We start from the raw sequence: 15,539 nt of genomic DNA, 5'->3' as shown, positions 1-15,539 counted from the left end.
GCAAATTGATCTTGCGTCTACATATTGTTGACTCACCCTGCTATGGGGTGGACGGCGCATTGTGGGCGCGCGTGTCGCAAGTCTATATTCAGCCCGATAAGCACACAACCTGGCCAACCCGGGAGGAGACCCATGGACGAGGCAGGGACGGCAGGCGCGCCCCCCACGCCGGCGTCGCGCTATCTGCGCTGCGCGGGACGCGAGCTGCACTACACCGAATGGGGCCATGCCGATGCGCCCCCCATCATCATGTGGCACGGTCTGGCCCGCACGGGCCGCGACTTCGACGAACTGGCGCGGGCCCTTGCCGGCGACTACCGCGTCATCTGTCCCGATGCGATCGGCCGAGGCCTGTCGCAATGGAGTCCCGATCCGGTGGCCGAATATCGGCTCGACTTCTACGCCACGCTGGCACGCGCATTGGTGGACGGTCTGTCGCTCACGCATGTGCGCTGGGTGGGAACCTCCATGGGCGGCGCCACGGGCATGCACGCTGCGGCAACCACGTTGCGCGATCGCATTTCGCACCTGGTCGTCAACGACATCGGACCGGAACTGCCACAGCCAGCCATCGAGCGCATCCTGGCGTATGCCGGCAACCCGCCCGCCTTCGACACGGTGACGGAACTGGAAGCCTGGCTGCGCGCCGCCTACAAGCCCTACGGCTGGCAAAGCGACGAACAATGGCGCCGCATGACCGAGACCTCCGTGCGCCGTTTGCCTGATGGCAAGGTCACCGCCCACTACGACCCGGCCATCGTCGGCCAATTCAGCCATCATCCCCATGACTACGACCGGTGGGCGGGATACGACACGCTGCGCATGCCGACCCTGCTGCTGCGCGGCGCCGATTCGGACCTGCTGCTGCCGGAGGTCGCACACGCCATGACGCAGCGCGGTCCCCGCGCGCACCGCATCGACTTTCCCGGCTGCGGTCACGCCCCCGCCCTGAATGTGGCATCCCAGATAGACCCCATCCGCCAATTCCTCGCGACACCGGACGACACGGCCACGCGCGCCCACTGATACCAGGAGACTTCCATGAAACGCATTTTGCTCGCCGCAATGGCCAGCCTGTGCATGAGTTCCGCGCTGGCGGCAAAGGACTTCGTTGTCGCGCATGTCTATGACAAGACCGGCCCGCTGGAGGCCTACGCCAAGCAGACGCAGAACGGGCTGATGCTGGGACTTGAGTACGCCACGCAAGGCACCATGACTGTGGCCGGGCGCAAGATCCGCGTCATCGAGAAGGACAACCAGGGCAAGCCCGACGTCGCCCGCGCGCAGCTGGCGTCCGCCTATGCCGACGACAACGCCGACATCGCCGTGGGTCCCACGTCGTCAGGCGTGGCGCTGGCCATGCTGCCCATCGCCGAGGAATACGAAAAGATCCTGCTCGTGGAGCCGGCGGTGGCGGACTCGATCACCGGCGAAAAATGGAACAAGTACATCTTCCGCACCGGCCGCAATTCCTCGCAGGACGCCATCGCGAACGCCGTGGCATTCGACCAGGAAGGCACGTCGATCGCGATGCTGGCGCAGGACTACGCCTTTGGCCGTGACGGTGTGAAGGCATTCAAGGGCGCGCTCAAGAATGCCAAGATCGTGCACGAGGAATACCTGCCCGCCAACGCGACGGACTTCACCGCAGGCGCGCAGCGGCTGTTCGATGCGCTCAAGGACAAGCCCGGCCGCAAGATCATCTTCATCCTGTGGGCCGGCGCCGGCAACCCGTTCAAGATCGCCGATCTGGATCCCAAGCGTTACGGCATCGAGATCGCGACGGGCGGCAACACGCTGACGGCCATGACGCCGCTCAAGTCGCTGGCGGGCATGGAAGGCGCCACCTATTACTACTACGGCATCCCCAAGAACCCGGTCAACGACTGGCTGGTGGCCGAGCACCAGAAACGATTCGGCCAGCCGCCCGACTTCTTCACGGCCGGCGGCATGGCATCGGGCATCGCCATCGTTGCCGCCTTGAACAAGACGGGCGGCAAATCGGACACCGACACGCTGATCAAGGCGATGGAGGGCATGAGCTTTGACACGCCCAAGGGCAAGATGACCTTCCGGCCGGAGGACCATCAGGCCATGCAGTCGATGTACCACTTCCGGATCAAGAACGACCCGTCGGTGCCGTGGGCGGTACAGGACCTGGTCAAGGAAATCACGCCGGACCAGATGGCCGTTCCCATCCAGAACAAGCGCTGATGCCCCGCACTCATGCTTGAGACCCAATCGCTAACGGTGCGGTTCGGCGGCCACGTGGCGGTCAACGATGTCAGCTGCGCCTACGCGCCCGGCACCTTGACCGCCATCGTCGGCCCGAACGGCGCTGGCAAGACGACGTACTTCAACCTGATCTCGGGCCAGCTGCGCGCCAGCGCCGGAACCGTAGCATTGAACGGACGAGATCTGACCACGCTGTCGGCTCCGGCGCGCATGCACGCGGGGCTGGGACGCGCGTTTCAGCTCACACAGCTCTTTCCTCGGCTGAGCGTTCACGAGAACGTGCGGCTGGCGCTGCAGTCGCGGCAGCAGGGCATGGGTTGGCGCCACATCCGGTTCTGGCGCACGTGGCGCGACGATCGCGGCCTCATGGATCGCGCCGACGCGCTGCTCGAGCGAACGCGGCTCGCGGCGCGCCGCGACCAGCCCGCCGCCGACCTGCCGCATGGCGATCAGCGCAAGCTTGAAATCGCCATGCTCATCGCACTGGAACCGGCGGTGTTCATGTTCGACGAACCCACCGCCGGCATGAGCGTGGATGATGTGCCCATCGTGCTGGACCTCATCCGCGAACTGAAGGCTGACGCGTCCAAGACGATCCTGCTCGTCGAACACAAGATGGACGTCGTGCGCGAACTGGCCGACCGGATCGTCGTGCTGCACAACGGCCGGCTGATGGCCGATGGCGACCCGGCCACCGTGATCGCATCGCCGATCGTGCAGCAGGCCTACCTGGGCATCAGCGCGCCGGAGGCATCATGACCGTGCAGCCGCTTCTGGAACTGAAGGACGTCCATACGCACATCGGCGCGTATCACATCCTGCACGGCGTAAACCTGTCGGTGCCGGCGTCTGCCGTGACGATGCTGCTCGGGCGCAATGGCGCTGGCAAGACAACGACGCTGCGCACCATCATGGGACTGTGGCGCGCGACGCAGGGCCAGGTCTGCCTGGACGGCACACCAATCGGCGGTGCTGGCACGCGCACCTCTCCGCCCGACATGGCGCGCATGGGCATGGCGTACGTGCCCGAGAACATGGGCATTTTCGGCGACCTGTCCGTGAAGGAGAACATCCTTCTGGCCGCGCGCATGGCCAGGAATGCCGCGCAACTGGACACCGCGCGGCTGGAATGGATCTTCGGGTTCTTCCCCGCGCTCAAGAAGTTCTGGCTGCATCCCGCCGGCAAGCTGTCGGGCGGGCAAAAGCAGATGCTGGCAATGGCACGCGCGATCATCGAACCGCGGCGCCTGCTGCTGGTCGACGAACCCAGCAAGGGCCTGGCGCCGGCCATCATCCAGAACATGATCGACGCGTTCATCGAACTCAAGCAGTCCAGCACCACCATCCTGCTGGTCGAACAGAACTTCAACTTCGCCCGCCGCGTTGGTGACTTCGCGGCGATCATGGACAACGGCCAGGTCGTGCATGCGGGCACGATGGCCGAGTTGGCCGAGGACGAGGCGCTGCAGACGCGCCTCTTGGGCCTGTCATTGGGAAGCCATCAATGAGCACGCTGGACATCGAAGCTCCCCTGCCCCGCGCGCGCGCGGATCTCATGCCCGTGCTGCTGGTGCTGGCGCTGGCCGCGATCGCGCTGCCGCTGGTCGGGTCGTTTTCCACCTGGGTGACGCTCACCTTCGCCGGCCTGGCGATGGGCATGATCATCTTCATCGTGGCGTCGGGCATGACGCTCGTCTTCGGGCTGATGGACGTGCTGAACTTCGGGCATGGCCTGTTCATCGCGATCGGCGCCTACATGGCGGCCACCGTGCTGGGTTCCATGGCGGACTGGACGCAGTCGGGCAGCCTGTGGACCAATCTGGCCGCGGTGCTGCCAGCCATGATCGTGGGCATGCTGGTGGCGGGCGCGGTCGGCCTTGCCTTCGAGCGCGTGATCGTGCGCCCGGTTTACGGTCAGCACCTCAAGCAGATCCTCATCACCATGGGCGGCATGATCATCGGCGAAGAGATCATCAAGATGATGTGGGGACCGCAGGCGATCACGCTGCCCTTGCCGGAATCGTTGCGCGGCGCATTCCTGCTTGGCGACGCCGCCATCGAGAAATACCGCGTCGTTGCGCTGGCGGTGGGCCTCATCGTGCTGGGCGGCATGCTGTGGGTGCTTAACCGCACCAAGCTTGGCCTGCTGATCCGTGCCGGCGTCGAGGACCGCGAAATGGTCGAAAGCCTGGGCTACCGGATCCGGCATCTGTTTGTCGGCGTGTTCGTCGCCGGGTCGATGCTGGCCGGCCTGGGCGGCGTGCTGTGGGGGATGTATCAGCAGTCGATCGTGCCGCAGCTGGGCGCACAGGTGAACGTGCTGATCTTCATCGTCATCATGATCGGCGGCCTGGGTTCCACCGTGGGTTGCCTGATCGGCGCATTGCTGGTCGGGTTGATGGCCAACTACACCGGCTTTCTGATGCCCAAGGCCGCCCTGTTCTCGAACATCGCGCTGATGGTCGCCATTCTGTTGTGGCGACCGCAAGGCGTGTATCCGGTCACCAACCGCTAGGAGCCGCCGACATGTCGTTTCGTCTGCTTTCCGGCGATCCGCCGCGCAGCGCGATCCTGGCGCTGCTGCTTGTTGCAATCGTGGCCGCGCTGGCCGCAGCGCCCTTCCTGTTCCCCGGCCCCAAGGCGTTGGCGGTCGCGGCAAAGGTCCTGGTCTTCATCGTCCTGGTTGCGAGCTACGACCTGTTATTGGGTTACACCGGCATCGTCAGCTTCGCGCACACCATGTTCTTCGGCATCGGCGCCTACGGCGTGGCGATTGCCAGCATCCGCATGGAACCGGGATGGACCGCGGTGCTTGCCGGCACCGCCGCCGGCCTGGCGGTGTCGCTCGCCTTCGCGTTGGTGATCGGTCTGGCCAGCCTGCGCGTGCGCGCCATCTTTTACGCGATGATCACACTGGCTGTTGCCGCGGCGTTTCAAACTCTGGTATCGCAGCTATCCGAACTGACGGGCGGCGAGGACGGCTTGAACTTCAAGGTCCCGCAGATGCTGCGGCCCGCGTTTCGCCCGTTGTCCGAGCCCCTGTTCGGCGTCACCGTGGACGGGCGGATCATCACCTACTACCTGATTGCAGCGGTCTGCGTGGTGCTGTTCCTGATGCTGCTGCGCATCGTGAACTCGCCCTTTGGCCGCGTGCTGCAAGCCATCCGCGAAAACCCCTTTCGCGCCGAGGCGATCGGCTATCGCACCGTGCTCTACCGCAGCCTCTCGAACCTGCTTGCCGCCGCGTTCGCGACGCTGGCGGGCGCGTTGTACGCGCTCTGGCTGCGCTACAACGGCCCTGATACGACGCTGTCGTTCGAGATCATGCTCAACATCCTGCTGATGGTGGTGATTGGCGGGATGGGCACGATGTACGGCGCGGTGGTCGGCGCCACCCTGTTCGTGTTCGCCCAGAGCTACCTGCAGGACGGCCTGCACGCCGTGCACGAGGTCGTCTCCGGCATCCCGCCGCTGGCGCTCTTGTTCGAGCCGGATCGCTGGCTGCTGTGGCTTGGGATTCTGTTCGTGCTGTCGGTGTACTACTTTCCGACCGGTGTCGCCGGAAGGCTCAGGGAGCTTGCAAGACGCACGTAGCGCGCAGGTGATCGCGCGCTTGCGGTACGACTTACTTGCGCGACCCGGGCGCTTGTCCCTGACCTAGGCGCTTGTCCTTGATCCAGGCCCAGGCTATTTGCCGCCCTGCCTCAGCGCATCTGCCTCCCGTCTCAGTCCGTCGACGCGCCGCTGCATGTCGTCGACGCTGCGCCGGGTTTCGCTGCGCTGCTGATCCAGTTGCGAACCCGAAGGCGCGGGCAGCAACTGCGGCACATTCATGGGACGCCCGGAAGTCAGGGGAATCATCGCGGGCGGATGGGAATCGGCGCCTGGCGGCGGTGCGTTCAGCACGCGTTCCAGAACCTTGAGCTGGTCGCGCTGCGCCTGCAGCGCGCGTTCCTGATCCAGCAAGGCCCGCTCATCAGGGTCATCGGAGCCAAAGATGGCAGCATGGTCGCGGGATCTGCCGTCCAGCTCCACCCGCGGATCCGGCCCGGCGTTCAGCAGCTGCTGGCCGAGCGTCGTCGCGTCCGTCGGCGATGGCGACGGCTTCGGAGACGGTGCCGGCCGCGGCAGGTCCGGCTGCACGGGCGCAGCGCGCTCCTGGGCCATCGCCGCGCCGGCGGTCATGACCATCCAGCACAGGGCCACACCGGCAAGCCGGGCTGATTTGCTGACGCTGAGCATGCTTACTTTCAGGTTTCCCAAGTGCAAGACATAAAAAAACGGCAAGGGTTTTGGCCCTTGCCGTTTTATATCAGAACGGCGAACCGTTCCGAAGTGCAGCTTTCACTTAGATGATACGTGCGGCTTCAACCAGACGCACCACACGCCACGACTTCGAGCGCGAGATGGGACGGCCTTCAGCGATTTCAACCGTATCGCCTTCGTTGTACTGGTTCGATTCATCGTGCGCCTTGTACTTCGCGGAACGCATGATGATCTTGCCGAAGATGGGGTGCTTGACGCGGCGCTCAACCAGAACGACGACAGTCTTGTCCATCTTGTTGCTGACGACCTTGCCAACCAGCGTGCGCTGGCGCTTGGCCACTTGGGTGTTTTGAGTTTCGCTCATCTTTATTTCCCTGCCTTCTCGGTCAGCAAGGTGCGGACGCGAGCGATGTCGCGGCGCACGTTGCGCAGCTGGCTGGTGTTGGCCAGTTGCTGCGTGGCTTTCTGCATGCGCAGACCGAATTGTGCCTTCAGCAGGCTTTCGAGCTCTTTGCCGAGCTCGGCGGCGTCTTTCGAACGGAGTTCGCTAGCTTTCATGTTAGTACTCCTTAAGCACCGATATGACGCGCGACGAACGTGGTCGAAATCGGCAGCTTGGCAGCGGCCAGGCGGAAAGCTTCACGCGCGAGCTCTTCGCTAACCCCTTCCATTTCGTAGAGCACCTTGCCGGGCTGGATTTCAGCAACCCAGTACTCCGGGTTGCCCTTACCGTTACCCATACGGACTTCGGCAGGCTTCTGCGAGATGGGCTTATCCGGGAAAATGCGAATCCAGATACGGCCGCCACGCTTGATGTGACGATTGATGGCGCGACGAGCAGCTTCGATCTGACGAGCGGTCAGACGGCCACGGCCGGTAGCCTTCAGGCCGAACTCGCCGAACGACACGTGGGTACCACGGGTCGCCAGACCGGTGTTGCGGCCCTTCTGCTCTTTGCGATACTTTCTGCGGGAGGGTTGCAGCATGGTTATTCTCCTTCAGGCGCCGGAGCAGCATCCGCCTTGCGGGGAGCGCGGCCACGACCACCCGGACGACCGGTGCGAGCACCGTCCGGACGATCGCCACGCGGAGCGCGGCGCGGACGACGTTCTTCTTCACGCGGGGCTGCGGTTTCCGGCGGCAATTCGCCGTTAGCCAGCATGTCGCCCTTGTAGACCCAGACCTTGATGCCGATCACGCCATACGTGGTGTGGGCTTCGGAGGTGCCGTAGTCGATGTTGGCCTTGAGGGTGTGCAGCGGCACACGGCCTTCGCGATACCACTCGGTGCGAGCAATTTCGATACCGTTCAGACGGCCCGAGCTCATGATCTTGATGCCTTGGGCACCCAGACGCATGGCGTTCTGCATCGCGCGCTTCATGGCGCGGCGGAACATGATGCGCTTCTCGAGCTGTTGCGAGATCGAGTCGGCGATCAGTTGAGCATCGGTTTCCGGCTTGCGGATTTCTTCGATGTTGACGTGCACGGGCACGCCCATCAGACGCTGCAGATCAGCCTTCAGGCTTTCGATGTCTTCGCCGCGCTTGCCGATCACCACGCCCGGACGAGCCGAGTAGACGGTGATGCGGGCATTCTTGGCGGGACGCTCGATGATCACGCGACCAACGGAGGCGCTCTTGAGCTTCTTCTTCAGGTACTCGCGAACGCGAATGTCTTCGGCCAGCATCGAGCCGAAGGCCTTGTCGTCGGCGAACCAACGCGAGGACCAATTACGGGTGACCGCGAGACGGAACCCAGTGGGGTGAATTTTCTGACCCATCGTGACTCCTTAAGCTCCGACCTTGACCGTGATGTGGCAGGTCTGCTTCTCGATACGGTTGCCGCGGCCCTTGGCGCGAGCGGAGAAGCGCTTCATCGACTGAGCCTTGTCCACAAAAATCGTGGTGACTTTCAGTTCGTCGATGTCGGCGCCGTCGTTGTGCTCGGCGTTGGCGATGGCGGACTCGACAGCCTTCTTCAGGATGACGGCAGCCTTCTTCGGCGAGAAGGTGAGGATTTCCAGGGCACGGCCGACCTTCTGGCCACGGATCAGGTCCGCAACCAAACGGGTCTTCTGTGCGGAGATGTGAACCCCACGGATAATGGCAGTAGTTTCCATCGCTTACCTCTTCGCCTTCTTGTCCGCGGCGTGACCCTTGAACGTACGGGTCAGCGCGAACTCGCCCAGCTTGTGACCGACCATGTTCTCGTTGATGTACACGGGAACATGCTGCTTGCCGTTGTGCACAGCGATCGTCAGACCGATGAACTCGGGCAGGATCGTGGAACGACGCGACCAGGTCTTGATCGGCTTCTTGTCTTTGCCCGCGACGGCCGTGTCCACCTTTTTGATCAGGTGAGCATCGACAAACGGGCCTTTCTTGATCGAACGTGACATAGTGTTCGCCTCTTACTTGCGCTTGCGCCGTTGGACGATCATATTGTTCGTCCGCTTGTTGCGACGGGTCTTGTAACCCTTCGACGGAGTGCCCCACGGGCTGACCGGCTCGCGTGCTTCACCGGTACGGCCTTCACCGCCACCGTGCGGGTGATCCACCGGGTTCATGGCAACGCCACGAACGGTCGGGCGGACACCGCGCCAACGCATTGCACCGGCCTTGCCGATTTGGCGCAGGCTGTGTTCTTCGTTACCGACTTCACCGATGGTGGCGCGGCATTCGATGTGCACACGGCGGACTTCACCCGAGCGCAGACGCACCTGAGCGTAGATGCCTTCGCGAGCCAGCAGGACGGCGGAAGCGCCGGCCGAGCGGACCATCTGGGCACCCTTGCCGGGGAGCATTTCGACGCAGTGGATCGTCGTACCGACCGGGATATTGCGGATCGGCAGCGTGTTGCCAGCGCGGATCGGAGCATCGGTGCCCGACAGCACGGTTGCACCGACTTCCAGGCCACGGGGAGCGATGATGTAACGACGTTCGCCGTCGGCGTAGCACAGCAGAGCGATGTGCGCCGTACGGTTGGGGTCATATTCCAGACGCTCGACCTTTGCCGGGATGCCGTCCTTATCGCGACGGAAGTCGACGATACGGTAGTGCTGCTTGTGACCACCGCCACGATGACGGATCGTGATGTGACCGTTGTTGTTACGGCCAGAACCACGGGTCTTCTTTTCGAGCAGCGGCGCGTAGGGCTCACCCTTGTGCAGGTTCGGGCTGACAACCTTCACCATGCCACGGCGGCCAGCCGAAGTCGGCTTAACTTTTACGAGGGCCATTTACTTCACCTCCGCAAAGTCGATTTCCTGGCCGTCCTTGAGCGAGACGTAGGCCTTGCGCTCATTACGGCGGCGGCCAACGAATCGGCCAAAGCGCTTGACTTTGCCCTTACGGTTGAGGACCTGCACGGACTCGACCTGCACCTTGAAGAGCAGTTCGACGGCAGCCTTGATTTCCGGCTTGGTAGCGTCAGCCACGACACGGAAAGCGACTTGCTGATTCTTCTCAGCGACGAACGTGGCCTTTTCGGTCACGATCGGAGCCAGAATGACTTGCATCAAGCGTTCAGCGTTCATCCCAGCATCTCCTCGAGTTGAGCGATGGCCGGCTTGGTGATCAGCACTTTCTTGTAGTGGACCAGCGACAACGGATCGGCATAACGGGGCTCGACAACGGCAACGTGCGGCAGGTTGCGGGTGGCGAGGTAAACATTTTCATCGACGCTGTCGGTGATGATCAGGACCGAGTCCAGGCCCAGGCTCTTCAGCTTTGCAGCAGCAGCCTTGGTCTTGGGCGATTCCAGATCAAACGATTCAACGACGGCGATGCGGTCTTCGCGAGCGAGCTGCGACAGGATCGAACGGATCCCGGCGCGGTACATCTTCTTGTTGACCTTCTGGCTGAAGTTCTCTTCGGGCGAGTTCGGGAAAGTCCGACCACCGCCACGCCACAGCGGCGACGAAGTCATACCGGCGCGAGCGCGGCCGGTACCCTTTTGACGCCAGGGCTTCTTGGTGGAGTGCTTGACTTCCGTACGGTCCTTCTGAGCACGATTGCCGGAGCGCGCGTTGGCTTGGAAAGCCACGACGATCTGGTGAATCAGCGCTTCGTTGAAGTCACGGCCGAAGATCGTGTCGGGCGCGCTGAACGTAGCAGCGGCCTGACCTTGGTCGTTCAGGAGCTTGAGATCCATTTACTTACGCTCCCTTCTTGGCCGGGGCCTTGATGGCCGGGCGCACAACGATGTCGGCGCCAGCGTGGCCGGGGACAGCGCCCTTGACCAGCAGCAGGCCGCGCTCAACGTCAACGCGAACGACGTCGAGGTTTTGAACGGTGCGGGTGACGTCACCCAGGTGACCAGCCATGCGCTTACCCGGGAAAATACGACCCGGATCCTGAGCTTGACCAATCGAGCCGGGAACGCGGTGCGAACGGGAGTTACCGTGCGACGCGCGCTGCGAACCGAAGTTGTGACGCTTGATGGTACCGGCAAAGCCCTTACCAATGGTCGTGCCCGTGACGTCGACCTGTTGGCCGGCTTCGAACACGGATTCCACGGCGATCACGGAACCGGCCGAAAATTCAGCGGCGCGAGCGGGATCAAGGCGGAATTCTTTGAGGATGCTACCGGCTTCAGCGCCGGCTTTGGCGTAGTGGCCCGTTTGCGGCTGAGCCACACGCGAGGCACGACGAGTGCCATAAGCCACCTGGATAGCGGCGTAGCCGTCGGTTTCCAGCGACTTAACTTGGGTCACGCGGTTGTTGGACACGTCCAGCACGGTCACCGGGATGGATTCACCTTCCTCGGTAAAAATGCGGGTCATGCCGACCTTGCGACCCACCAGCCCCAGCCGGTGAGCGGCGGGCGTGGGTGTCGAATTCGACATCGTTTTCTCCATTCCCGACTGCGATTGGTCGGGGCTAATCAGGCAAAAGGTAACGGCCTTTGCCCTACGACTATGTTCAACCTGGACTGGGCGCGCCGTCCTCGAACTGCAGGGCGGTTTTCGCTTTATCCATAGTTAGACTTGCCACAAAATGGCAAGCTTCGCATATTAGCATGTTTTTTCTAAGCGGCACAAGCACTTAGCGGATTCAAGGCATGCCGCGGTGGGCATTTTTGCCACGGTTTGCGTGCCCGGATCTGCGGCCAGGTACGCGCATGGCCTGGCGGCGCACATTGCGCGAGAGTGAGCGCCTGCTCACCTCTGCCACAGCAGCCGCAAAACAAAATGGCCGCAATCCCGAGGGAGTGCGGCCATTCTTGACGAACCTGCCGGCGAAGGTAGCAGGTTCGGAGCGTCTTACTGCAACGCGATTTCGACGTCGACGCCGGCCGGCAGGTCCAGACGCATCAGGGCGTCAACGGTCTTGTCGGTGGGATCAACGATGTCCATCAGGCGCTGATGGGTACGGATTTCGAACTGGTCACGCGACGTCTTGTTGACGTGCGGCGAACGCAGGACGTCATAGCGACGGATACGCGTGGGCAGCGGCACCGGACCGCGGACGACAGCGCCCGTGCGCTTGGCGGTGTCGACGATTTCTGCGGCCGATTGATCGATCAGCTTGTAATCGAAGGCTTTCAAGCGGATGCGGATCTTTTGGTTTTTCATGGCGTTTCCTAAAGAACGAGATGCGAGGGCGGGATCACGCCCTCGCTGGTTGGGTGCTGCTTAGTAGATCCGAATTACTTCAGGATCTTGGCGACGACGCCGGCGCCGACGGTACGACCGCCTTCACGGATGGCGAAACGCAGACCTTCTTCCATGGCGATCGGGGCCAGCAGCTTGACGGTCATCGTCACGTTGTCGCCCGGCAGAACCATTTCCTTGTCGGCCGGCAGGTCGATCGTGCCCGTCACGTCCGTCGTGCGGAAGTAGAACTGGGGACGATAGCCGTTGAAGAACGGGGTGTGGCGGCCGCCTTCTTCCTTGGACAGGATGTACACCTCGGACGTGAAGTCCGTGTGCGGGGTGATCGAGCCCGGCTTGGCCAGAACTTGGCCGCGCTGGACGTCTTCACGCTTGGTGCCGCGCAGCAGGATGCCCACGTTGTCGCCAGCTTGACCTTGGTCCAGCAGCTTGCGGAACATTTCCACGCCCGTGCAGGTCGTCTTGACCGTCGGAACGATACCGACGATTTCGATTTCTTCGCCGACCTTGATGATGCCGCGTTCGATACGGCCGGTCACCACGGTGCCGCGACCCGAGATCGAGAACACGTCTTCAACCGGCATCAGGAACGCGCCGTCGATGGCACGCTCAGGCGTCGGGATGTACGAATCCAGCGCGGCAGCCAGAGCCAGGATGGCCTGTTCGCCCAGTTCGCCCTTGTCGCCTTCCAGCGCCAGCTTGGCCGAACCCTTGACGATCGGGGTGTCGTCGCCCGGGAAGTCGTACTTGGACAGCAGTTCGCGAACTTCCATTTCCACCAGCTCGAGCAGCTCGGCGTCGTCAACCATGTCAGCCTTGTTCAGGAAGACGATGATGTACGGCACGCCAACCTGGCGGCTCAGCAGGATGTGTTCACGCGTTTGCGGCATGGGGCCGTCAGCGGCCGACACGACCAGGATCGCGCCGTCCATCTGGGCAGCGCCCGTGATCATGTTCTTGACGTAGTCGGCGTGGCCCGGGCAGTCAACGTGCGCGTAGTGACGCGATTCCGTTTCGTACTCGACGTGAGCCGTGTTGATGGTAATGCCGCGTGCCTTTTCTTCAGGAGCTGCATCGATCTGGTCGTAGCCCTTGGCTTCGCCGCCGAACTTGGTCGACAGAACGGTCGTGATCGCCGCCGTCAACGTCGTTTTGCCGTGGTCAACGTGACCAATCGTACCCACGTTCACGTGCGGCTTGGTACGTTCAAACTTGCCTTTTGCCATGATCTCTATCCTTTGACTTTCAAGGAAACTTGATATCTGCCGGGGCCGTCCGGTTGGACGGACCCGGCAAGGGTTATTTACTTGGCCCGAGCGGCGATGACTTCGTCAGCGACGTTCTTGGGGGCCTCGGAGTAATGCTTGAATTCCATCGTGTACGTGGCACGGCCTTGCGTCAGCGAACGCAGGTTCGTGGCGTAACCGAACATCTCGGCCAGGGGCACTTCGGCCTTGATGGTCTTGCCACCGCCGACCATGTCATCCATGCCTTGGACCATGCCGCGACGCGAGGACAGATCGCCCATCACGGTGCCAGCGTAGTCTTCCGGCGTTTCGACTTCGACGGCCATCATCGGTTCCAGCAGCACGGGGCTAGCCTTGCGCATGCCTTCCTTGAATGCCATCGAACCGGCCATCTTGAACGCGTTTTCGTTCGAGTCCACATCGTGGTACGAACCGAAGAACAGGGTGACCTTGACGTCCACGACCGGGTAGCCGGCCAGGATGCCCGAAGGCAACGTTTCCTGGATGCCCTTGTCCACCGCGGGGATGTATTCGCGAGGAACCACACCGCCCTTGATGGCGTCGACGAATTCGTAGCCACCGCCAGGAGCGAGGGGCTCGACCTTCAGGACCACGTGACCGTACTGGCCGCGACCGCCCGACTGCTTGACGAACTTGCCTTCGACTTCTTCGCAGACCTTGCGGATCGTTTCGCGGTAGGCCACCTGCGGCTTGCCGACGTTGGCTTCCACGCCGAATTCGCGCTTCATGCGGTCGACCAGAATTTCCAGGTGCAGCTCGCCCATGCCGGAAATGATGGTTTGGCCGGATTCTTCGTCGCTGCGCACGCGGAACGACGGATCTTCCTGAGCCAGACGCGACAGCGCCAGACCCATCTTTTCCTGGTCAGCCTTCGACTTCGGCTCGACGGCCTGCGAAATCACGGGCTCCGGGAAAATCATGCGTTCGAGCAGGATGTGGGAGTCGATGTCGCACAGCGTTTCGCCGGTGGTCACGTCCTTCAGGCCGACCACGGCGGCGATGTCGCCCGCCAACACTTCCTTGATTTCTTCGCGGTTGTTCGCGTGCATCTGCAGAATGCGGCCGATACGTTCCTTCTTGCCCTTGATGGGGTTGTAGACCGTATCGCCCGACTTCAGGACGCCCGAGTACACACGCACGAAGGTCAATTGACCCACGAACGGATCGCTCATCAGCTTGAATGCCAGGGCCGAGAACTTCTCGGAGTCGTCGGCATTGCGCTGGATGGCGTTGCCATCGTCGTCCTGACCGTCGACCGGGGGAATGTCCACGGGCGAAGGCAGGTAGTCGATGACCGCGTCCAGCATGCGCTGCACGCCCTTGTTCTTGAAGGCGGTGCCGCACAGCATCGGCTGGATTTCGCCAGCGATGGTGCGTTGACGGATGGCCAGGTTGATTTCAGCTTCTTCCAAGGAACCCGTTTCCAGGTACTTGTTCATCAGCTCTTCCGACGACTCGGCAGCAGCCTCAACCAGCTTTTCGCGCCATTCGTTCGCCAGACCTTCCAGCTCGGCCGGAACGTCCTTGTAGTCGAACTTGGTGCCTTGGCTGGCTTCGTCCCAAATGATCGCCTTCATCTTGACCAGGTCGACCACGCCTTGGAACGTGTCTTCGGCGCCGATGGGAATGACGATCGGCACGGGATTGGCGCGCAGGCGGTTCTTCAGCTGGTCATAGACCTTGAAGAAGTTGGCGCCGGTGCGGTCCATCTTGTTGACGAAGGCCAGACGCGGCACGCCGTACTTGTTGGCTTGGCGCCACACGGTTTCGGACTGGGGCTGAACACCGCCCACCGCGCAGTAGACCATGCAAGCACCGTCCAGGACGCGCATGGAACGTTCCACCTCGATGGTGAAGTCCACGTGTCCCGGGGTGTCGATGATGTTGATGCGGTGCTCGGGGTAGTTGCCGGCCATGCCACGCCAAAACGCCGTCGTAGCAGCCGACGTAATGGTGATGCCACGCTCTTGCTCCTGCTCCATCCAGTCCATGGTGGCTGCGCCATCATGCACTTCGCCAATCTTGTGATTGACGCCGGTGTAGAACAGGATACGTTCGGTCGTGGTGGTCTTCCCTGCATCGATGTGCGCAGAGATACCAATGTTGCGATAGCGCTCGATCGGGGTTTTGCGGGCCATGGTGGATTAATCCTTAAA

General features: G+C 62.4%; 20 protein-coding genes. 6 read left to right on the top strand and 14 right to left on the bottom strand.

The features are described 5' to 3' along the window. The first annotated feature begins 132 nt into the window (after positions 1-132). Genes FBY20_RS11415 through FBY20_RS11390 form a run of 6 tightly spaced genes read left to right on the top strand, consistent with a single transcriptional unit; the run spans position 133 to position 5,829 of the window. The gene (locus tag FBY20_RS11415; protein ID WP_056327049.1) at positions 133-1,026 is read left to right on the top strand and encodes an alpha/beta fold hydrolase; all 894 of its coding nucleotides are present in this window, start codon (positions 133-135) and stop codon (positions 1,024-1,026) included. Between the two features lie 15 nt (positions 1,027-1,041). After that, positions 1,042-2,214, top strand: coding sequence for a substrate-binding domain-containing protein (locus tag FBY20_RS11410; protein WP_056327047.1), 1,173 nt, complete (start codon positions 1,042-1,044; stop codon positions 2,212-2,214). 12 nt (positions 2,215-2,226) lie between these two features. Beyond that, a complete protein-coding gene (locus FBY20_RS11405) occupies positions 2,227-2,994 on the top strand; it encodes an ABC transporter ATP-binding protein (RefSeq protein WP_056327045.1) in 768 nt (255 codons plus the stop codon). Then, positions 2,991-3,743: an ABC transporter ATP-binding protein gene (locus FBY20_RS11400; RefSeq protein ID WP_056327043.1), complete on the top strand. Its 753-nt coding sequence runs from the start codon at positions 2,991-2,993 to the stop codon at positions 3,741-3,743. Before FBY20_RS11405 ends, FBY20_RS11400 begins: the two co-directional genes overlap by 4 nt. Continuing rightward, on the top strand, positions 3,740-4,750 hold the full coding sequence (locus tag FBY20_RS11395; RefSeq protein ID WP_128829643.1) for a branched-chain amino acid ABC transporter permease: 1,011 nt from the start codon (positions 3,740-3,742) through the stop codon (positions 4,748-4,750). Before FBY20_RS11400 ends, FBY20_RS11395 begins: the two co-directional genes overlap by 4 nt. Positions 4,751-4,761: 11 nt before the next feature. After that, positions 4,762-5,829, top strand: a complete 1,068-nt coding sequence (locus FBY20_RS11390) for a branched-chain amino acid ABC transporter permease (protein WP_128829644.1) — start codon at positions 4,762-4,764, stop codon at positions 5,827-5,829. Positions 5,830-5,922: 93 nt separating this feature from the next. Here the strand turns inward: FBY20_RS11390 and FBY20_RS11385 are convergent, their stop codons facing one another. From FBY20_RS11385 to fusA, 14 genes are all read right to left on the bottom strand, one after another. Next, the gene (locus FBY20_RS11385) at positions 5,923-6,477 is read right to left on the bottom strand and encodes a hypothetical protein (RefSeq protein ID WP_255452319.1); all 555 of its coding nucleotides are present in this window, start codon (positions 6,475-6,477) and stop codon (positions 5,923-5,925) included. Between the two features lie 106 nt (positions 6,478-6,583). After that, positions 6,584-6,865 carry a 30S ribosomal protein S17 gene (gene rpsQ, locus FBY20_RS11380; protein WP_006216549.1) on the bottom strand — a complete coding sequence of 94 codons (282 nt, stop codon included), beginning with the start codon at positions 6,863-6,865 and terminating at the stop codon, positions 6,584-6,586. Between the two features lie 2 nt (positions 6,866-6,867). Continuing rightward, entirely contained in the window at positions 6,868-7,059 is a 192-nt protein-coding gene (gene rpmC, locus FBY20_RS11375; RefSeq protein WP_003806912.1) for a 50S ribosomal protein L29, read from the bottom strand. 11 nt (positions 7,060-7,070) lie between these two features. Then, the gene (rplP, locus tag FBY20_RS11370; RefSeq protein ID WP_006389610.1) at positions 7,071-7,487 is read right to left on the bottom strand and encodes a 50S ribosomal protein L16; all 417 of its coding nucleotides are present in this window, start codon (positions 7,485-7,487) and stop codon (positions 7,071-7,073) included. 2 nt (positions 7,488-7,489) lie between these two features. Further along, positions 7,490-8,281, bottom strand: coding sequence for a 30S ribosomal protein S3 (gene rpsC, locus FBY20_RS11365; RefSeq protein WP_008168950.1), 792 nt, complete (start codon positions 8,279-8,281; stop codon positions 7,490-7,492). 9 nt (positions 8,282-8,290) lie between these two features. After that, positions 8,291-8,620, bottom strand: coding sequence for a 50S ribosomal protein L22 (rplV, locus tag FBY20_RS11360; RefSeq protein WP_006227021.1), 330 nt, complete (start codon positions 8,618-8,620; stop codon positions 8,291-8,293). 3 nt (positions 8,621-8,623) lie between these two features. Next, a complete protein-coding gene (gene rpsS, locus FBY20_RS11355; protein WP_006216555.1) occupies positions 8,624-8,899 on the bottom strand; it encodes a 30S ribosomal protein S19 in 276 nt (91 codons plus the stop codon). 12 nt (positions 8,900-8,911) lie between these two features. Continuing rightward, on the bottom strand, positions 8,912-9,739 hold the full coding sequence (gene rplB, locus FBY20_RS11350) for a 50S ribosomal protein L2 (RefSeq protein WP_056327037.1): 828 nt from the start codon (positions 9,737-9,739) through the stop codon (positions 8,912-8,914). Then, positions 9,740-10,036, bottom strand: a complete 297-nt coding sequence (gene rplW, locus FBY20_RS11345) for a 50S ribosomal protein L23 (RefSeq protein WP_006216557.1) — start codon at positions 10,034-10,036, stop codon at positions 9,740-9,742. Then, positions 10,033-10,653 (bottom strand): 50S ribosomal protein L4, encoded by a 621-nt coding sequence (gene rplD / locus FBY20_RS11340; protein WP_008168948.1) that lies wholly within the window; start codon positions 10,651-10,653, stop codon positions 10,033-10,035. The genes rplW and rplD overlap by 4 nt, the downstream gene beginning before the upstream one ends. A gap of 4 nt (positions 10,654-10,657) precedes the next feature. Beyond that, a complete protein-coding gene (gene rplC, locus FBY20_RS11335) occupies positions 10,658-11,347 on the bottom strand; it encodes a 50S ribosomal protein L3 (RefSeq protein ID WP_056327035.1) in 690 nt (229 codons plus the stop codon). 417 nt (positions 11,348-11,764) lie between these two features. After that, positions 11,765-12,076, bottom strand: coding sequence for a 30S ribosomal protein S10 (gene rpsJ / locus FBY20_RS11330; protein WP_003806903.1), 312 nt, complete (start codon positions 12,074-12,076; stop codon positions 11,765-11,767). Positions 12,077-12,150: 74 nt separating this feature from the next. Next, on the bottom strand, positions 12,151-13,341 hold the full coding sequence (gene tuf, locus FBY20_RS11325) for an elongation factor Tu (RefSeq protein ID WP_142052172.1): 1,191 nt from the start codon (positions 13,339-13,341) through the stop codon (positions 12,151-12,153). Positions 13,342-13,418: 77 nt separating this feature from the next. Next, positions 13,419-15,521, bottom strand: a complete 2,103-nt coding sequence (gene fusA / locus FBY20_RS11320) for an elongation factor G (protein WP_056320702.1) — start codon at positions 15,519-15,521, stop codon at positions 13,419-13,421. Positions 15,522-15,539 lie beyond the last annotated feature (18 nt).

It is taken from the genome of Achromobacter sp. SLBN-14, assembly GCF_006715415.1.
Classification (GTDB): domain Bacteria; phylum Pseudomonadota; class Gammaproteobacteria; order Burkholderiales; family Burkholderiaceae_B; genus Achromobacter; species Achromobacter mucicolens.
This window is presented reverse-complemented; position numbering and strand designations above follow the sequence as displayed.